Source organism: Mesorhizobium sp. B2-4-3 (assembly GCF_006442815.1).
In the GTDB taxonomy this organism is placed as follows: Bacteria; Pseudomonadota; Alphaproteobacteria; order Rhizobiales; family Rhizobiaceae; genus Mesorhizobium.
The window spans coordinates 86,528-104,655 of record NZ_VFVL01000009.1; the positions used below are offsets into that span (position 1 = coordinate 86,528).

Genomic DNA, 18,128 nt, shown 5'->3' on the forward strand with positions numbered 1-18,128 from the left:
CGGCCAGCTCTCCGGCGGCCAGCGCCAGCGTCGCCATTGCCCGCGCTCCATGCTCGCACGCTGAGTTAACGATCGCTTCCCGACGCGATCAGGCATTCATCGCGCATTTAATCGGTCTGCGGTAGGATACCGGCGTACAACCAAACCGGGAGACAATTCGTGTTAAAAACTTTTCACGTCTCGATCCGAACGATGCTGGCCTTCATGTGTCTGGCCGGCCTGGTCGCCGCGGCGTCCGCCCTTTTCCCCGCCACCGCCTCGGCGCAGCAGTTGCGGCGATGCGCCAATGAAGGCGGCATATGCCGCTTGCCCTATCCCACGGAGGTGGTTTACGGCGCACGGGGCCGAACAACCTCGCGGTTTTTCGATCGTCAGTCCGTGCCCTGCTCGAATCGCCTTTTTGGCGACCCCGCTCCCGGCCGCGAGAAGGCCTGCTATTTCGTGGCGCGTGGCGGCGGTTATGGCGATGACAACAATTACGGTGACAATGATTACGGCTCACGCCCGGATCGCGGCGAATGGGTAGCCTGCGCCAGGGAGGGTGAGTTCTGCGATTTCCGCGGCCGCGCGATGGTCAGATACGGCGCCCGTGGCCAATACACGCAGAATGTTTTCAGGAATGGCGTCCGCTGCGGCAACAACGCTTTCGGCGATGATCCCGCTCCGGGCGCTCACAAGCGCTGTTATGTGAGGCAATAGCGACCTGAACCCGCCAAGGTGGCGGCCCGGCAAGGGCCGCTGCCGCGCACTAAAGCCGGAACACGTGCTAGGCGTGTTCCGAATTTCTAATTGATCCTGCCAAGGAAATAATGGCGCGAGTGACGGGGCTCGAACCCGCGACCTCCGGCGTGACAGGCCGGCACTCTAACCGACTGAGCTACACCCGCGCACTGACGAGCACGTGTCAGGCGTGTTCGTTGGGCGCTGGATAAGGGGTTCGTTTGCGGGTGTCAAGCACGGCATTCAAGCATTACAGCAATCAGGAGAAGGTTTTTTGACTGCGGCGCTGGAGCTGGGGAAATCTGCCCCACGGGTGGGCGCGCCGTCTGCTTATTTGGCCTTGCGATTACGGCCCTAACTGCTTAAAGGTCCGCGCTCAAGCGGGCGATTAGCTCAGTTGGTAGAGCGCTTCGTTTACACCGAAGATGTCGGCGGTTCGAGCCCGTCATCGCCCACCAGTCCGCCGGACAAGTAGATGCAAAACCGTTGGAAGCAGCTACCGTTGCGTCCTTCCGGGCTCACCCGTTCCAGCTGACCAGCTCCAGCAGCCTTTCGCCGCGTGGCATCAGCTTTGCCGCATCGGCATGCTGACACGGCAGCGCATCGGCGAGGCCTGCGCCCTCCTCGCGGAGCAAGCCGATCGCCCACATCGCCGAGCTGGTCGGCTATCGATCGCTGGCCAATTTCGGATGTCAATTCAAGGCGCTGAAGGGCCTTCGCCGCGCGAATATCGCGGCAGGTTCGCCAGCTGAGGTCTTTCTCGGAACCATTCCAATCTTGTCCCGTTCAGCCCACGGGCGAAAAACGGGAGAGATAAGATGGCTGTGAGATGTCGGATTTCCATCGACAACGAGAGGGATGTCGACGAGCTCGCCTTCCAGGAATTACCGCGGGTCGGCGAAAGCGTGTCGGTGCCGATCGAAGGATCGAGCAGGGACCTGCGTGTGCTGCGCGTCGTGCATATGCCCGGCAGCGAGCAAGGCGCAACGACGATGCTGGAGCTGACCAGCAGGATTCTGTAGCGCTATCTATCCTTGGAAATCATTCGCCCAGGACAACCCCGGACGCGATGATCTGGGCCGTCCGTTCGATGAGCTTCTGACGCTTCACCAGCGTGGGCTTTTCGTAAGGCTTTTTCATCCTACCGTTCCAAATCGGCGCCGCCGACAGGACGATGAACGCGCTCGCCTCAGGAGCGTTCCGGAATAAGCGGCCTCTAACAAAGCCGCGAAAAATGGACGGCGGGAGGTCTCAGGCCCTGGCGAGCAGCGCTTCGACCTCCCGCAATGCCGGCATGGACGGCGCGGTGCCCGGGCGGGTCACCGAGATGCCGGCGACCGCGCAGGCAAAGCGCATGGCCTCCAGCGGCTCGACGCCTTTTGCCAGGGCCGCGGCCAGGCCGCCATTGAACGCGTCACCCGCCCCCGTGGTCTCGACCACCGGGCCGGCATTGACCGCGCCCACATGCTCGGATCGGTCGTTGGTGTGCAGCAACGCGCCCTTCTCGCCGAGCGTCACGATGACGGCGCCGACACCCTTGGCCAGCAGAGCGTCGGCGGCGCGACGGGCGTCGTCGATCGACGAAACCTTGATGCCGGTCAGCCCTTCGGCTTCGGTCTCGTTGGGCGTGACATAGTCGCAGAGCGCGTAGATGCGGTCGGGCAGGCTGGCGGCCGGCGCCGGGTTGAGGATGGTCGTCACCCCTGCCCCCCGCGCGATCTCCAGCGCCTTCAATGCAGCGTCGATCGGCTGTTCGAGTTGGGTGACGAAGACGCCGGCGGACCGGATGAGCTCGGCATGCGCTTCGATGTCGGCGGGCGAGATCAGCATTGCGGCGCCCGGGCTGACGATGATGGCGTTGTTGCCGCTGCCTTCCTCGACGAAGATGTAGGCAGCGCCCGTATAGCTGTCCGGCGTGTCGATGACGGCGCTTTTCACGCCTGCGTCCTTCCACGTCTGCTTGGCCATGTCGGCGAAGGCATCGACGCCGAGCCTGGTCAGGAAGGTGATGTCGGCGCCGAGCTTGCCGGCGGCCACGGCCTGGTTCGAGCCCTTGCCGCCCGGGCCGAGCTTGAAGGAATTGCCGAGGATCGTCTCGCCCAGGCGCGGCTGGCGGTCGGCGCGATAGGCGGTGTCGGCGACGAACACACCCAGGATCACAACAGGCTTCATGACGACAGGCTTGCCGGTGGCCATGTCCTTACTCCGCATCCGGCGGCACGACGCCCTTGCGGAAAGCAAAGCAGCCATAGAAGCGGCGTTCGCCGGTCTGGATCACGCAATAGGCTTTCTTGGAGCGCTCGTAGAAGGCGTAACGCTCGATCGAGATCATCGGCCAGGGCTTGCCCTCGGCCGCGTCGATCTCCTTCTGGACCTCCTTCTGCACCGGCGGGATCTCGTTCGGCTTGCCGACGATCTCCATGCGCGCGGCCGCATCGTTGACGAAAGTATCCAGCGGCAAGACCGACAGCACCGCCTTCACCACTTCGGCCGCCGTCGCATCGATGCGCAACAGCTTGCCGAGCACGGTTTGCCGCGCCACCGAATCGGACGGAAAATTGGTGTCGGCGATGATCAGGTCGTCGCCATGGCCCATCGCCCGCAGCGCCTGGAGCACATCGGCATTGAGCAGCGGATTGATCCCTTTGAGCATGGTTTCCTCTTGAAGGGTTGTGTGCGGTCTGGAGCAATTCCAGGAAAAGTGTGAGCGGTTTTCCGTCCGGAATTGCGTAAAACTCTAAAGACGCTTGCCGGTCTCGGCGTCGAAGAGGTGGACCTGGTCGAGACGCGGCTTGAGCTTGAGCGTGTCGCCAGGCTTGAAGTCGTGGCGCTCGCGAAACAGCGCCACCATCTCGCCCTCGCCGAAGCGCACGAAGGCCAAGGTCTCGGAGCCTGTCGGCTCAACCACCGAGACGGTGGATGCGACACCGTCCGGATGGATCTCCAGATGCTCCGGCCGCACGCCGTAGACGACGGCCTGGCCATCCTCGGCGGCAACTCCCGACGGCATCGGGAACGCCGTGCCGGCGATCTCGACGACCGGCTTCTCAGCCTTTTTCACGGTGCCCTTCAGCAGGTTCATCGAGGGCGAGCCGATGAAACCAGCAACGAAAAGATTTGCCGGCCGGTCGAACAGTTCGAGCGGCGCACCAACCTGCTCGATGCGGCCGTCGCGCATCACGACGATCTTGTCGGCCATGGTCATGGCCTCGATCTGGTCATGGGTGACGTAGATGGTGGTCGTCTTCAGCCGCTGGTGCAGCTCCTTGATTTCGGTGCGCATCTGCACGCGCAGCTTGGCGTCGAGGTTGGAAAGCGGCTCGTCGAACAGGAACACCTGCGGATTGCGCACGATGGCGCGGCCCATCGCGACGCGCTGGCGCTGGCCGCCGGAAAGCTGGCGCGGGTAGCGCTTGAGGTACGGAGCAAGGTCGAGGATGTCGGCGGCGCGCTTCACCCGTTCGGCGACGACGGCCGGATCGGTGCCGCGCAGCTTCAGCGCGAAGGCCATGTTCTGCTCCACCGTCTTGTGCGGATAGAGCGCGTAGTTCTGGAACACCATGGCGATGTCGCGCTTCGCTGGCGGCAGGTTGTTGACGACCCGGTCGCCGATCGAGATCGTGCCGCCGGAAACGGTCTCCAGCCCGGCCACCATCCTCAAAAGCGTCGACTTGCCGCATCCTGACGGACCGACCAGCACGACGAACTGTCCGTCGGCGATATCGACGCTGACCTCATGCAGGACCTTGACGGTTCCGAACGCCTTGGCCACACTGCTGATCGCGACTTGAGCCATCGTCTCCCCTTTTATCTTTTGCGGTGAAGCTAGCCATTGCCAGCGGCAACGGCAAGTCGGTATCTTATAGATAAAAAGCCAATCTTGTTGACAAGGTAATCGATTACGCGAATAGTGGCGAGTGCCAATCCGAGAGCAGGTCTGTTACCCTGAAATCGGAGCTCCGGCGACGCAGGGTGGGGTCCCACGTCCCCGTATGATCGAGGAGAACCGGGAGACGTTTCGACGTCCGAGAGATTGGCACTTCAATTCAAGCGCTGTTGTTCTGGGAGGAACCTGTAGATGAGAGTCGATCTGTATGAAAAACTGATGCGCGCCGGAGCGAACCGTCGCGATCTGCTGAAGGGCGCTGCCTCGATGGCCGCGATCGCCGCCGCCTCCGGCGCCGGGCTCGGCGCGCTGACGAAGCCGGCCGCTGCCGATGACGACCTGCGCAAGAAGATCCTGCAGATTCCGGGCGTCGGCAAAGGCCAGCCGACCGATGCCGACTTCCAGAAGGTCGGCGAGCTCTGCCTCGAAGCGACCAAGGCCAATGTCAAGGAAGGCGAGTTCGCCGGTGTCGAGCTCACCTTCATGGGCCTCAATAACCAGAACCTGCACAACGTGCTGTTCCGTGGCTTCCTTAAGCCGTGGGAGGCCTATACGGGCGCCAAGATCAGTTGGATCGACCTCGCCCAGGCCGACTACAACGCCCGCCTGCAGCAGTCGATCGCCACCGGCACCGTCGACTTCGACATCATCGAGATGGGCGCGCCCTTCGAAGGCGATGTCTGCGGCAAGGGCCTCACCTCCGAGATGCCCGACTGGGTCAAGAAGCAGATCGACTTCGACGACCTCGTCAACTACCTGAAGCCGCCGGTCGGCACCTGGGACGGCAAGCAGTATCGCGTGACGATCGACGGCGACACGCACAATTTCAACTACCGCACCGACGTCTTCGCCGATGCCGATCTCGCCAAGGCCTGGAAGGAAAGCGGCGCCACGACCGAATGGGGCGTGCCGAAGACCTGGCAGGAAGTGCAGGCCGTCACCAAGTTCCTCAAGGGCAAGCAGTTCAAGGGCCAGGACGTCTATGGCTATCTCGACGCGCCCAAGCCCTGGGGCGGTTTCGGCTTCTACTTCCTCGGCAGCCGCGCCACGGCCTACGCCAAGCATCCCGACGACAAGGCCTGGCTGTTCGATGCCGACACCATGAAGCCGCGCATCAACAATCCGGCCTGGGTGCGCGCCATCCAGGACGTCATCGACGCCCTGCCGTCCGAGCCCGCCGACCAGATCAATGCCGATCCGAACACCACTGCCTTCCAGCAGTTCCTGGCCGGCACCGGCTCGATGATCCCCTGGTGGGGCGACGTCGGCTCGAACGTGAAGACCAATGACTCCTCGGTCATCGGCGACGTCACCGGCTTCTCGATCCTGCCGGGCTCCGACGACGTCTATAACTCCAAGACCGGCCAGTGGGACAAGCTCGCCAGCGGGCCGAACTATGCGCCGAACTGCGCCTATCTCGGCTGGGGCGTCTATGTCATGGCCCGCGTTGACAAGGACGAAAAGAAGAAGAAGGCCGCATGGTCGGCCGCCGCCCATCTCGGCGGCAAGGACCTGTCGATCTGGACGGCGATGTATCCGTCGGGCTTCCAGCCCTACCGCAACTCCCATTTCAACATTCCGGAATGGGTGGCCGCCGGCTATGACGAGGCCTTCATCACCTCCTACCTCAAGTCGGAAGGCGATAGCTACAACCACCCGAACGCGGCGATCGAGCCGCGCATCCCCGGCATCTTCCAGTACTACTCCGCCGCCGAGGACATCCTTGCCAACACCTTCGCCGGCAAGATGAAGGCGCAGGAAGGCGCCGACGCCATCGCCGCGGCCTGGGAAAAGCTGACCGACCAGATCGGACGCGAAAACCAGGTCAAGCTCTACAAAGCCTCGCTCGGCATGTAGGCTGGCCTATGAGACGTCGCGGCCCGGTGGCACATCGTCACCGGGCCGCATCGTTACCGGCTCGGCCGGTTTGAAGCGTTAGAGCAATTTCAGGAAAAAGTGTGAGCGGTTTTCCGTCCGGAATTGCGTAAAAACAAAGAGATAGAGCAGTTCGCCGTTTCCGTGAAACGGTGAAGCGCTCTAGAAGGCGAGAGGCGTGGCTGAGCAGACTTCGACCGCGAATGCGTGGCCGGCACATCCGGCAGACCTGATCCCGGCAGGCCGCAGGCGCCTCGGCTGGGGCCTGCTGGCCCTCGCGACGCTTGGCTTGCTGGCGATCATCGTCGTGCAAATCCTCTACAAGACCGAAATGTCCACGGTCGGTTTCGACACCTGGCGCCCGGTGATCTACGCTTACATCTTGTGGGGCGCGGCGCTCGGCGCCTGGCAGGTGCTGACGCGCGGCGAGGACGGGCAGCGCGCGCTATTCCTTTTGCCGGCGCTGCTCTTCACCATCGCCATGGTGATCTTCCCGACACTGTTCGGTTTCTACATCGCGCTGACCGACTGGAACCTCAGCTCGTTCTCAGGACGCCGTTTCAACGGCCTCGACAATTTCTGGCAGATGCTGGCCGACCCTTATTACCGCAACGCGCTGTTCAACATGGTGCTCTATGTGCTTGCGGTGCTGGTCGAATATGTCATCGCCTTCGGCCTGGCGCTGCTGCTCAACGCGCAGATCCGCGCGCGCAAATTCTTCCGCGTCGTCTTCCTTTTGCCGCTGATGCTGTCGCCGGTCGCGGTGTCCTGGATGGTCGGCAAGTCGCTGATGGAGTACCGGTTCGGACCGGCGGCAACCCTGGCGCGTCATCTCGGCTGGGACAATCCCGCCTTCTTCTCCGATCCGATCACCGCCCGCATCTCGATCATGATGCTCGACGCCTGGACCTTCATCCCGTTCATGATGATCATGCTGCTTGCCGGCCTGCAGGCGATGTCGCGCGAGGTGCTGGAAGCCGCCCGCGTCGACGGCGCGACCGCATGGCAGACCTTCTGGCAGGTCACCTTTCCGTTGATGCTGCCTGTGTCGGTGACGGCGGTGATCCTGCGCATCATCTTCAAGCTGAAGCTTGCCGACATCATCATCACCCTGACCTCCGGCGGCCCTGGCGGTGCCACCGATTCCGTGTCGAGCTTCATCTATCGCGAATATCGCGACCGCTCGAATGTCGGCTACGGCACCATGCTGGCCATGGCCTATCTCGTCATCATCATCGTCTTCGTGACCTGGCTCCTGAAATTCGCCAGTCGCTTCGTGCGCAACGTCAACTGAGCGGCCGTCATGAGCGTCCAGACCACCGACTACACCGTTTCCGAAATCCGCTCGCCGGCGGCCTTCGTCGCCAGCCGCCTCTTCATCTACGGCGCGCTTATCTTCTGGGCTTTCGTCTGCCTGTTCCCGATCTACTGGACGATCACCACCTCGTTCAAATCGGCGGTCGACGTCACGCAAGGCCATCTCGTTCCCTTCGTCGACTTCACGCCTGACTGGAAAGGCTGGCGCTCGCTCGGCCTGTCGCCGGATTCGATCTTCCAGACCTCGACCGTGCGCGACGAATTCCTGAAACGGTTCATGAATTCCGTCATCACCTCTGTCGGCGCATCGGGCCTCGCCATCATCATCGGCAGCCTCGCCGCTTACGGCCTTGTCCGCTACCGCTATAAGTTCGCCTGGTTCAAGAACGAGGACATCTCCTTCTTCTTCCTGTCGCAGTTGATCCTGCCGCCGGTGGTGCTGGCGCTCCCCTTCCTGGTGCTCTACCGCGAAGTGGCCCTCCTCGACACGCGCATCGGGCTTGTGCTCCTCTACACGCTGATGGTGCTGCCGATCGTCATCTGGATCATGCGCGACCAGTTCAACTCTATTCCCGTCGAATTGGAGGAGGCCGCTTTGGTCGACGGACTGTCGATCTGGGGCGCCTTCTTCCGCATCGTCATGCCGATCGCGCTGCCCGGCATGGTCGCCGCTTTCATCCTGGCGATGGTGCTGTGCTGGAACGAGTATTTCTTCGCCGCCCTCCTGACCTCGACCGATGCCAAGACCATCCCCGTCATGGTGGCGAGCCAGACCGGCTCGCAAGGCATCAACTGGTGGTCGATGGCAGCCCTCGCGACGGCAGCGATCGCGCCGCTGGCCGTCATCGGCATCGCGCTCGAGCGCTATCTGATCATGGGCATGACGGCCGGCTCGGTGAAGTAGCTGGACCTCTTCCTTCTCCCCTTGTGGGAGAAGGAAGAACCGCGCCTATCGCACCAGGATCGACCGCAAATGGTCGAGAATCATCGCGACGCCAATCTTGCCTAGACCGGCCGAAGCTTCCGACGCGCTTTTCGTGTACCAGCCGGTGTTGCCGGCGAAATGCTTCTCGTCCACCGCCTCCGGGCATAGCGCCAGCATCAGCGAGGTCTCGCCGACGCCGGCATGATCGAATGGGTATTTGCCGTTCATCGCGGCCGGCATCAGCGGATGCACCTGCACCCAGTTGAAGACATTCTCGCCCTGGGCGTGGCCGGCATAGTAGTCGGCCATGGCGTTCGAGCCCCACCAGCCCTCGCCGCGCTCCTTTTCGAGGAAGTGAAAGATCGCCTGCCGGCCGGCGGTCTTGAAGGCGAGGTCGGTTGGCATGCCGGCTGCGAAATTCTCGGTCTGATGATGGATGATGGCGTGGATGTTGCGGAAGCCGATGCGCAGCAGGCCGTAGAACAATTCCTCCGCGAAAGGCGAAAGCGCCGGACCGCCGACCTGCACCGAGCCGCTGCCTTCCGGCGGAGCCACCGCATAGCTTGCCGCGCCGTAATGGAAGGGCGGCAAAATGACGATGTCCCTCTCCTTCTCGATCAATTCCACCGTCTTGATCACCGCCAGCGTGTCCATGCCGACCGCCATGTGCTCGCCATGGTATTCGAGCACGCCGAGCGGCAAAACGACCGGCCAGTTCTCCTCGATCGCCTTGCGGATCTGGTGCGGCAGCATCAGCTCGTAGCGCATCCCCTACTCCATATTGGTGTGCCTTGCGCGCATCGCTTCCGGCGTCGCCCCGGTCAGCGCCTTGAGCTTCAGCACCATGATTTCGAACAAGAGGAACAGCGCGCCTTCGAACAGCGAGCCCATCGGCAGCACCGAGGTTCGGGCCGTGCCCTGGTCGCTGGCCATCGTCTGCGCTGGGATGAGCAGCGTGAAGTCGGCAAGCTTCGCGGCGCTGCCTTCCGGTTCTGCGGTCAAGACCAGCACCTTTGCGCCAGCCGCGCGGGCAACCCGCATCAACGTCAGCACCGTGGTGGTCTCGCCCGGCCCTGAACTCGCCAGGAAGACATCGCCCTGCCCCAGCGGCGGCGTGGTCATGTCGCCGACGACCGAGACCGGCAGGCCGAGATGGTAGAGCCGCATGGCGAAGCCCTTCACCTGCAGCGCCTCGCGGCCACAGCCATGGACGGCGATCCTGCCGGCGTCGGCAAGCATTGCGCAGGCGGCGTCGATCCGATCTTCATCCGTGCGCGCCAACACCGCGCCAAGCTCGTCCAGCGCGGTCGCGAACATCCCTGATCCGGCTTTGGTCATGACGGCTCACCTTGCCTGCCGAGGTGTCGCTTGCCTCGATGGATTTGCGGTGCGCTGCCGCGAAAGGCTTGTTTTTGTTCATGCTACCACCGCGAAAATCGCTGTCCAACGAGCCTCGGCACTTTTGCTGGGCCACGAGCGTGATAGTGTCATGTCAGACAAATCGCTCCGGGACATCGTCAACATGAAGACACGGCATTTCGACCGCATCGGCAATGGCGGCATCACCTTCACAGAGCTCGGCTTCGGCACCGCGCCGCTCGGCAATCTCTACCGCGCCATCTCCGACGAGGACGCCAATGCCACCTTGCAAGCGGCATGGGCGACCGGCTGCCGCTACTATGATACGGCGCCACTCTACGGCCTCGGCCTGTCTGAAACCCGCCTCAACCCCTTCCTGCGCGGCAGGAAGCGCGACGACTATGTGTTGTCGAGCAAGGTCGGCCGCATCATGCGCGTCTCCGCGCCGGACCAGCGCACCGGCATCGGCAAGTTCTTCGACACGCCGTCGCGCCGGGAAGTCTACGACTACAGCTATGACGGCGTCATGCGTTCCTTCGAGGCCTCGCTGGAGCGTCTGGGCGTCGACCGCATCGACATCCTCCTCGTCCACGACGTCGACATCTTCACCCATGGCAGCAAGGAAGCCTCCGACGCCCGCATCGAGGAGTTCATGTCATCCGGCTATTACGGGCTGCTTTCGCTGCGCGACCAAGGCGTCATCAAGGCCTTCGGCGGCGGCATCAACGAGTGGCAGGTCGCCCAAACCCTCGCCGAACGCGGCGACTTCGACCTGTTCCTGCTCGCCGGCCGCTACACGCTGCTCGAGCAGGACGCGCTTGCCAGTTTCCTGCCGCTTTGCCAGAAGCGCGGCATCGGCATCGTGCTGGGCGGCCCCTACAATTCCGGTGTGCTTGCGACCGGACCGAAGCCCGGAGCCTTCTACAATTACAGCGAGGCGCCGAAGGAGATCCTGGATCGCGTGGCGCGTATCGAAGCCGTCTGCAAGCGCCACGACGTGCGCCTGATCGAAGCGGCGCTGCAGTTCCCGCTGCAGCATCCTTCGGTGATGTCGGTGATCCCTGGCGGTCAGCGGCCGGCCGAGGTCGAAAGCAACCGGGCGCTGCTCGACACCAAAACACCTGCGGCGCTGTGGGCGGATTTGAAACAGGAAGGCCTGATGCGCGCCGACGCGCCGACGGTCTGATGCATGTCGCGCAAAAGTGTGCAGCGGTTTTGCGATAACGACATGCATGAAAACAAAGCCTTAAAGCTGCGAACAGCCGCAAAAAAGAAAAGCCGGGCAAGCCCGGCTTTTCTGCTCTTAAAAGAAAAGGTCTTAGTTGACCGCGTCCTTGAGGCCCTTGCCGGCCGAAAACTTCGGCACGGTGCGCGCCGGAATCTTCACTTCCGCGCCGGTCTGCGGGTTGCGGCCGGTCGAAGCAGCGCGTTTTGACACGGTGAAATTTCCGAAGCCGACAAGCCGGACATCGCCGCCCTTCTTCAGTTCGCCAGTGATCACGGAGAACACCGCATCGACGGCGGACTGCGCATCAGCCTTCGAAATGCTTGCGGAGTCGGCGACGGCGGACACCAGTTCGTTCTTGTTCATAAAAATCCCTTCCATGAGAAAACCGGAACTTACGACTCATCCGGCAGGAAACGGACTTTAGAAAGAAGCGCTCCGGAACCCAAGCCAAAAACCGCGGAATTCCGGGCTTTTCTCCATTTTTTCGTGGCTTTTTCACATGAAAAAGCCGGGCTCAAGGCCCGGCTCTCTCTTTGTGCGCTGCAATGTTAGCAAATACTAATGAGCAAGCGACTTTCCGGCATCGTCGCCGCTGTCGACCGGAGCCGGCGCATTGACCGGCTCGACCCACTCGATCGGCTCCGGCATCCTGGTCAGCGCGTGCGCGAGCACCTCGCCGACCCGCGAGACCGGGACGATCTCCATGCCGTTCTTCACATTGTCCGGAATCTCCGCCAGATCCTTGACGTTCTCTTCCGGGATCAGGACCTTCTTGATGCCGCCGCGCAACGCCGCGAGCAGCTTCTCCTTCAGGCCGCCAATCGGCAGAATGCGGCCGCGCAGCGTGATCTCGCCGGTCATCGCCACATCGGCTCGGACCGGGATACCCGTCAGCACCGACACGATGGCCGTGGCCATCGCCGCGCCTGCGGACGGGCCATCCTTCGGCGTGGCGCCCTCCGGCAAGTGCACGTGGATGTCGCGCTTGTCGAACAGCGGCGGCTCGATGCCGAAATCGATGGCGCGCGAGCGGACGTAGGACGCCGCCGCCGAGATCGATTCCTTCATCACGTCGCGCAAATTGCCGGTCACCGTCATGCGGCCCTTGCCGGGCATCATGACGCCTTCGACCGTCAGCAGCTCGCCGCCGACTTCCGTCCAGGCAAGACCCGTGACCACGCCGACCTGATCGTCGGCCTCGACCTGGCCGAAGCGGAAGCGCGGCACGCCGAGATAATCGGCGAGGTTGTCCGCCGTGATCTTCACCGTCTTCTTCTTCGTCCGCAGGATCTCGGTCACCGCCTTGCGCCCGAGCTTCATCAGCTCGCGCTCCAGGCTGCGCACGCCGGCTTCCCGCGTGTAGGTCTGGATGATGCCGCGGATCGCGTCCTCGCCGACCGAGAATTCGTTCGGCTGCAGGGCATGGTCGCGGATCACCTTGGGCATCAGGTGACGCTTGGCGATCTCGATCTTCTCGTCCTCGGTGTAGCCGGCGATACGGATGATCTCCATGCGGTCCATCAGGGGCGCAGGGATGTTCAGCGTGTTCGCCGTCGTCACGAACATCACGCTCGACAGGTCGTATTCGACCTCGAGGTAATGATCCATGAACGTCGAGTTCTGCTCGGGATCGAGCACCTCGAGCAGGGCCGAAGACGGATCGCCGCGGAAGTCCTGGCCCATCTTGTCGATCTCGTCGAGCAGGAAGAGCGGGTTGGACTTCTTGGCTTTCTTCATCGACTGGATGACCTTGCCGGGCATCGAGCCGATATAGGTCCGCCGGTGACCGCGGATCTCGGCCTCGTCACGCACGCCGCCGAGCGCCATGCGGATGAACTCGCGGCCGGTGGCCTTGGCGATCGACTTGCCGAGCGAGGTCTTGCCGACACCGGGCGGTCCGACGAGGCACAGGATCGGCCCCTTCAGCTTCTTCTGCCGGCTCTGCACGGCCAGATACTCGACGATGCGCTCCTTGACCTTGTCGAGGCCGAAATGATCGGTGTCGAGGACGTTCTGGGCGAAAGCCAGGTCCTGCTTGACCTTGGAGTTCTTGCCCCACGGGATCGACAGCAGCCAGTCGAGATAGTTGCGCACCACCGTCGATTCAGCCGACATCGGCGACATCGAGCGCAGCTTCTTCAATTCGGCTTCCGCCTTCTCGCGGGCCTCCTTGGAGAGCTTGGTCTTCTTGATGCGCGCCTCGATCTCGGCGGCCTCGTCACGACCGTCTTCGCCCTCGCCGAGCTCCTTCTGGATCGCCTTCATCTGCTCGTTGAGGTAGTACTCGCGCTGCGTCTTCTCCATCTGGCGCTTGACGCGCGAACGGATGCGCTTTTCCACCTGGAGCACTGAGATCTCGGCTTCCATGAAGCCCATCGCCTTCTCCAGACGCTCTTTGACGGAAAGCGTGGCGAGCATCTCCTGCTTCTCGGGGATCTTGATGGCGAGATGCGAGGCGACCGTATCGGCGAGCTTGGAATAGTCGTCGATCTGGCTAGCGGCACCCACCACTTCGGGCGAGATCTTCTTGTTCAGCTTGACGTAATTCTCGAAGTCGGTGACGACCGAGCGGGCAAGCGCCTCGATCTCGACTTCTTCCTCTTCCGGTTCGACGAGCGCGGTAGCGCGGGCCTCATGGAAATCGGCGCGGTCGGTGAACGAGACGATCTTGGCGCGCGAGGCGCCCTCGACCAGAACCTTCACGGTGCCGTCGGGCAGCTTCAGGAGCTGCAGCACATTGGCGAGCGTGCCGATGTCGAAAATCGCATCGGGCTCAGGATCGTCGTCGGCTGCATTCATCTGGGTGGCGAGCAGGATCTGCTTTTCCTGACCCATCACCTCTTCCAGCGCCTTGATCGACTTTTCACGGCCCACGAAGAGCGGAACGATCATATGCGGGAACACGACGATATCGCGCAGTGGGAGGACCGCGAAAACGCCGTCGCCGGAAGCCTTGGATATCTTGGCCATTGTCCAACCTTTCATGTCGCGGCCCCTTATTTTAGCCAACCGCGAATCTCATATTAACGACCGAGCGTCGTTCCGCCTACCACCGTTTGTGACGGGAGTTTTACAGCACAGAATTCGGCGCCTCGGCCTTCTGCTGTTAGGTGGATGTAGCCGGGGCAAAGATCAAGGGTTAACACGGTCGCTCGACCCGTTCCATCGCATGCCTTCCCGCCTTTCACAGCAAAACGGCGCCACGCGGGCGCCGTTCCATGAAAATTATGGGGTCAAACGCCATTTCAGGCGCTGACATTGCCCTTCTTTTCCTTCTGCTCGGAATAGATGTAGAGCGGCCGGGCGCTGCCGGTCACCACTTCTTCCGAGATCACCACTTCGCGCACGCCTTCCAGCGCCGGAAGCTCGAACATGGTGTCGAGCAGGATCGCTTCCATGATGGAGCGCAGGCCGCGGGCACCGGTCTTGCGCTCGATGGCGCGCTTGGCGATCGCCGACAGGGCGTTCTCGTGGAAGGTCAGGTCGACATTCTCCATCTCGAACAGCCGCTGATACTGCTTGACCAGCGCGTTCTTCGGCTCGGTCAGGATCTGGATCAGCGCCGGCTCGTCGAGGTCTTCCAGCGTCGCCAGGACAGGCAGACGGCCGACGAATTCCGGGATCAGGCCGAATTTCAGCAGGTCTTCCGGCTCGACCTGGCGGAACAGGTCGCCGGTGCGCCGATCCTCGGGCGAGGCAACGGTCGCGCCGAAGCCGATCGAGGTCTTGCGGCCGCGGTCCGAGATGATCTTGTCGAGACCCGCGAAGGCGCCGCCGCAGATGAACAGGATGTTGGCGGTATCGACCTGCAGGAATTCCTGCTGCGGATGCTTGCGGCCGCCCTGCGGCGGCACGGAAGCCACCGTGCCTTCCATGATCTTCAAGAGAGCCTGCTGCACGCCCTCGCCCGACACGTCGCGGGTGATCGAGGGATTGTCCGACTTGCGCGAGATCTTGTCGATTTCGTCAATATAGACGATGCCGCGCTGCGCCCGCTCGACATTGTAGTCGGCCGACTGCAACAGCTTCAGGATGATGTTCTCGACGTCCTCGCCGACGTAGCCGGCCTCGGTCAGCGTCGTGGCGTCGGCCATGGTGAACGGCACGTCGATGATGCGGGCAAGCGTCTGCGCCAACAGCGTCTTGCCGCAGCCGGTCGGGCCGATCAGCAGGATGTTCGACTTGGCCAGCTCGACGTCGTTGCTCTTGCCGGCATGCGCCAGGCGCTTGTAGTGGTTGTGGACCGCCACCGACAGCACGCGCTTGGCGTAGGGCTGGCCGATGACGTAGTCGTCGAGGACCTTGAGGATTTCCTGCGGTGTCGGCACGCCTTCGCGCGACTTCACCATCGAGGTCTTGTTCTCCTCGCGGATGATGTCCATGCACAGTTCGACGCACTCGTCGCAGATGAAGACCGTCGGCCCGGCGATCAGCTTGCGGACCTCGTGCTGGCTCTTGCCGCAAAACGAGCAGTAAAGCGTGTTCTTTGAATCACCGCCGCCGTTGCTGACCTTGCTCATTTTTCTGTCCTTTCACCGACGCCCGCCGGTGGTCTGGCTTTGAGTGACGTCTCACCAATCTATCGCGGGAATCCGCCACCGCCAGTGTCCCGGCTCACACAGCGCATTCCTTACGAAACACAAATCAGAAAACGCGGCAATGATTCGCAGCAACCCCACGCAAAGCTAAGCCGTCGAAAATCAACATAGCCTTAACGTAGGCAATCCCAACGCCTGAGGGAACAGCCAAATGTGGCCGAAATGCCGCAAGACGCGCCAAAACCGCGTTATGCTGCCATTCGCCGTCGAGGGTCAGGCGGAAGCCGTGGCTGTCTCGACGGCTTCGCGGCTGGAAATGACCTTGTCGATCAGACCGAAGTCCTTGGCCTCGTCCGCGGTCATGAAATGGTCGCGGTCGAGCGTCTTCTCGATCTCGTCATAGCTCTTGCCGGTATGCTTGACATAGACCTCGTTCAAGCGGCGCTTCAGCTTGATGATGTCCTGCGCATGACGTTCGATGTCCGAAGCCTGGCCCTGGAAGCCGCCGGACGGCTGATGGACCATGATCCGGGCGTTCGGCGTGGCAAAACGCATGTCCTTGTGGCCGGCGGTCAGAAGCAGCGAACCCATCGAGGCGGCCTGGCCGATGCAGAGCGTCGACACCGCCGGCTTGATGAACTGCATGGTGTCGTAGATCGCCATGCCCGAGGTGACGACGCCGCCCGGCGAGTTGATATAGAGGTTTATTTCCTTCTTGGGGTTTTCCGCCTCGAGGAACAAAAGCTGTGCACAAACCAGCGTTGCCATCCCGTCCTCGACCGGACCGGTGATGAAGATGATGCGTTCCTTCAAGAGGCGCGAGAAAATGTCGTAGGCACGCTCGCCGCGATTGGTCTGCTCGACCACCATCGGAACGAGGTTCATGTAGGTTTCAACGGGGTTCTTCATGGACTACCCTTGTTGGAGATGGATTCCGGCGCCTCGATATACCAGCAATCGCGCGGAATCGTTCTGGATCGGTTACGACCTAAATAGGATGCCGGCTCACCCTAGCGCAAGGCCGCCTCTCCTAGCCACCTGGTTAAGTCAAGTAAAGCGCGGCAAGCCCGCAAAGCACGGGCGGCTTGCCCCCGTGAGGTGGGCCCGGTCCAGCCTGGCGACCAAATCCATTCGCTAATGCATGTCGCCCAGAAGTGTGCAGCGGTTCTGGGATAACGACATGCAGCAAAACAAAGACTTAAAGCGCGTCGCCTCAGCGCGACGCGCTTTAGGTAGCAATTCCTTAACCGCACCGCTTAACGAAAAGCCTTGAAATCGCTGTCCGCCCCCGGAGCTTCCGCTACAGTCCTGCGTTGTGAAGGCGTCCTTTTTCAACGGGGGAATGTCATGATCCGCAAAAGCTCCGCATCGCTGGCGGCAGTCGCGATGCTTGCCAGCGCCTGTGAAACCGCAGCCGGCGGCCGCGCGCTCGAATGCTATGAGGCGATCCACAGGCCGGCGCTCTACAACACCGTTTACGAGGATGTGATGGTGAGCCCCGGCGGACAGGTGGTCGATTACGACGCGCCGACCTACGGCACCTACCAAAGCGTGGACCAGATCGCGCCGGCGCGCGTCACCTACGAGACGGTGCCTGCGGTGACACGCACAGTCTACCACACGGTCAAGGTCGACGATGGCGGTTATGCCTGGGAGTGGCGCATCATCCACGGCCGCAAGGTGCTGTGCAAGGTGTGGCGCAAGGCCCGCTATGCGCGCGTCGCCGAAACGGTCGTGATCCAGCCGGAGCGCGTCCGGCGCGTCGTTCAGCCGGCGGAATATGAAGCGGTTGCCCACGAAGTGTTGGTGCGGCCGCAACAAGTCCGCATCCGGGAAATCCAGCCTTCGTACGGGACGGTGGCGCGCCGGGTGATGGTGCGGGAAGGCTCGACCCGTTGGCGGCGGGTTCCCCAGCATTGCCAGGATTAGGCGATACTCGCCGGCGGGTTGCAGTCGGCCGGGCAGCGTTGCCGCGCCCCGGCCAGAGCCGTTGCTGGCTTAGGCCAGGTCGATGTCGAGTATCGCCATCGAGAAATTGTAGTCGCCGTCGTCCTCGTCCTTGAAGACGATGCCGAGGAATTCGTCGCCGACATAGACTTCGGCCGAGTCTTCCTTGCGCGGACGCGCCTTGACCTGCAGCTTGGGGTTCTGGAAGACGCGCTTGAAATAGGCGTCCAGCTTTCTGATTTCGTCAGGCTTCAAAAGACTTCTCCGAAATGTCGGCTTAATTCATGGGAACGCGCTTCTGACACGCCGACGATGGCGATGTAAAGGCAAGCC

General features: G+C 62.3%; 17 protein-coding genes and 2 tRNA genes. 8 read left to right on the forward strand and 11 right to left on the reverse strand.

Annotation, left to right across the window (positions count from 1 at the left end; translation table 11 throughout):
- Positions 1-159 precede the first annotated feature (159 nt).
- Complete coding sequence (locus FJ956_RS11885) at positions 160-699, forward strand: hypothetical protein (protein ID WP_348641060.1); 540 nt, start codon at positions 160-162, stop codon at positions 697-699.
- A gap of 111 nt (positions 700-810) precedes the next feature.
- Here the strand turns inward: FJ956_RS11885 and FJ956_RS11890 are convergent.
- Positions 811-887: transfer RNA gene (locus FJ956_RS11890), tRNA-Asp, on the reverse strand.
- 215 nt (positions 888-1,102) lie between these two features.
- On the opposite strand from FJ956_RS11890, the gene FJ956_RS11895 reads away from it, so the two are divergent.
- Positions 1,103-1,178, forward strand: a tRNA-Val gene (locus FJ956_RS11895).
- A 360-nt stretch (positions 1,179-1,538) separates the two neighbouring features.
- On the forward strand, positions 1,539-1,742 hold the full coding sequence (locus FJ956_RS11905; RefSeq protein ID WP_140677354.1) for a hypothetical protein: 204 nt from the start codon (positions 1,539-1,541) through the stop codon (positions 1,740-1,742).
- A gap of 229 nt (positions 1,743-1,971) precedes the next feature.
- Here the strand turns inward: FJ956_RS11905 and rbsK are convergent, their stop codons facing one another.
- The 3 genes from rbsK to ugpC form a co-directional block, all read right to left on the reverse strand.
- Entirely contained in the window at positions 1,972-2,916 is a 945-nt protein-coding gene (rbsK, locus tag FJ956_RS11910; protein WP_140677351.1) for a ribokinase, read from the reverse strand.
- A gap of 4 nt (positions 2,917-2,920) precedes the next feature.
- A complete protein-coding gene (locus tag FJ956_RS11915) occupies positions 2,921-3,373 on the reverse strand; it encodes an RbsD/FucU family protein (RefSeq protein ID WP_140677348.1) in 453 nt (150 codons plus the stop codon).
- A gap of 84 nt (positions 3,374-3,457) precedes the next feature.
- Positions 3,458-4,516 (reverse strand): sn-glycerol-3-phosphate ABC transporter ATP-binding protein UgpC, encoded by a 1,059-nt coding sequence (gene ugpC, locus FJ956_RS11920; protein ID WP_140677346.1) that lies wholly within the window; start codon positions 4,514-4,516, stop codon positions 3,458-3,460.
- Positions 4,517-4,798: 282 nt separating this feature from the next.
- Between ugpC and FJ956_RS11925 the strand changes: the two genes are divergently transcribed.
- The 3 genes from FJ956_RS11925 to FJ956_RS11935 all read left to right on the forward strand — a co-directional run bounded on the left by FJ956_RS11925 (position 4,799) and on the right by FJ956_RS11935 (position 8,702).
- Positions 4,799-6,463: a sugar ABC transporter substrate-binding protein gene (locus tag FJ956_RS11925; protein WP_140677345.1), complete on the forward strand. Its 1,665-nt coding sequence runs from the start codon at positions 4,799-4,801 to the stop codon at positions 6,461-6,463.
- Between the two features lie 196 nt (positions 6,464-6,659).
- Positions 6,660-7,775, forward strand: coding sequence for a sugar ABC transporter permease (locus FJ956_RS11930; RefSeq protein ID WP_140677344.1), 1,116 nt, complete (start codon positions 6,660-6,662; stop codon positions 7,773-7,775).
- Between the two features lie 9 nt (positions 7,776-7,784).
- Complete coding sequence (locus tag FJ956_RS11935) at positions 7,785-8,702, forward strand: carbohydrate ABC transporter permease (RefSeq protein WP_140677343.1); 918 nt, start codon at positions 7,785-7,787, stop codon at positions 8,700-8,702.
- A gap of 45 nt (positions 8,703-8,747) precedes the next feature.
- On the opposite strand, the gene FJ956_RS11940 is transcribed toward FJ956_RS11935, so the two are convergent.
- Together FJ956_RS11940 and hxlB are read right to left on the reverse strand one after the other, a co-directional pair.
- On the reverse strand, positions 8,748-9,491 hold the full coding sequence (locus tag FJ956_RS11940; protein WP_140677341.1) for a creatininase family protein: 744 nt from the start codon (positions 9,489-9,491) through the stop codon (positions 8,748-8,750).
- Between the two features lie 3 nt (positions 9,492-9,494).
- Positions 9,495-10,061 (reverse strand): 6-phospho-3-hexuloisomerase, encoded by a 567-nt coding sequence (hxlB, locus tag FJ956_RS11945; protein ID WP_140677337.1) that lies wholly within the window; start codon positions 10,059-10,061, stop codon positions 9,495-9,497.
- Between the two features lie 184 nt (positions 10,062-10,245).
- Between hxlB and FJ956_RS11950 the strand changes: the two genes are divergently transcribed.
- A complete protein-coding gene (locus tag FJ956_RS11950; RefSeq protein WP_140677526.1) occupies positions 10,246-11,268 on the forward strand; it encodes an aldo/keto reductase in 1,023 nt (340 codons plus the stop codon).
- Positions 11,269-11,400: 132 nt separating this feature from the next.
- Here FJ956_RS11950 and hupB read toward each other — a convergent pair whose 3' ends face one another.
- The 4 genes from hupB to clpP all read right to left on the reverse strand — a co-directional run bounded on the left by hupB (position 11,401) and on the right by clpP (position 16,757).
- A complete protein-coding gene (hupB, locus tag FJ956_RS11960; RefSeq protein ID WP_027166452.1) occupies positions 11,401-11,673 on the reverse strand; it encodes a DNA-binding protein HupB in 273 nt (90 codons plus the stop codon).
- A gap of 195 nt (positions 11,674-11,868) precedes the next feature.
- A complete protein-coding gene (gene lon / locus FJ956_RS11965; RefSeq protein ID WP_140677524.1) occupies positions 11,869-14,280 on the reverse strand; it encodes an endopeptidase La in 2,412 nt (803 codons plus the stop codon).
- Between the two features lie 275 nt (positions 14,281-14,555).
- Complete coding sequence (clpX, locus tag FJ956_RS11970) at positions 14,556-15,830, reverse strand: ATP-dependent Clp protease ATP-binding subunit ClpX (RefSeq protein WP_140677331.1); 1,275 nt, start codon at positions 15,828-15,830, stop codon at positions 14,556-14,558.
- A 291-nt stretch (positions 15,831-16,121) separates the two neighbouring features.
- Positions 16,122-16,757, reverse strand: coding sequence for an ATP-dependent Clp endopeptidase proteolytic subunit ClpP (clpP, locus tag FJ956_RS11975; protein WP_140646123.1), 636 nt, complete (start codon positions 16,755-16,757; stop codon positions 16,122-16,124).
- A gap of 438 nt (positions 16,758-17,195) precedes the next feature.
- Between clpP and FJ956_RS11980 the strand changes: the two genes are divergently transcribed.
- Complete coding sequence (locus tag FJ956_RS11980; RefSeq protein ID WP_140677329.1) at positions 17,196-17,777, forward strand: hypothetical protein; 582 nt, start codon at positions 17,196-17,198, stop codon at positions 17,775-17,777.
- A gap of 69 nt (positions 17,778-17,846) precedes the next feature.
- Here the strand turns inward: FJ956_RS11980 and FJ956_RS11985 are convergent, their stop codons facing one another.
- Positions 17,847-18,050 (reverse strand): DUF3126 family protein, encoded by a 204-nt coding sequence (locus FJ956_RS11985; RefSeq protein ID WP_027166457.1) that lies wholly within the window; start codon positions 18,048-18,050, stop codon positions 17,847-17,849.
- Positions 18,051-18,128: the final 78 nt, after the last annotated feature.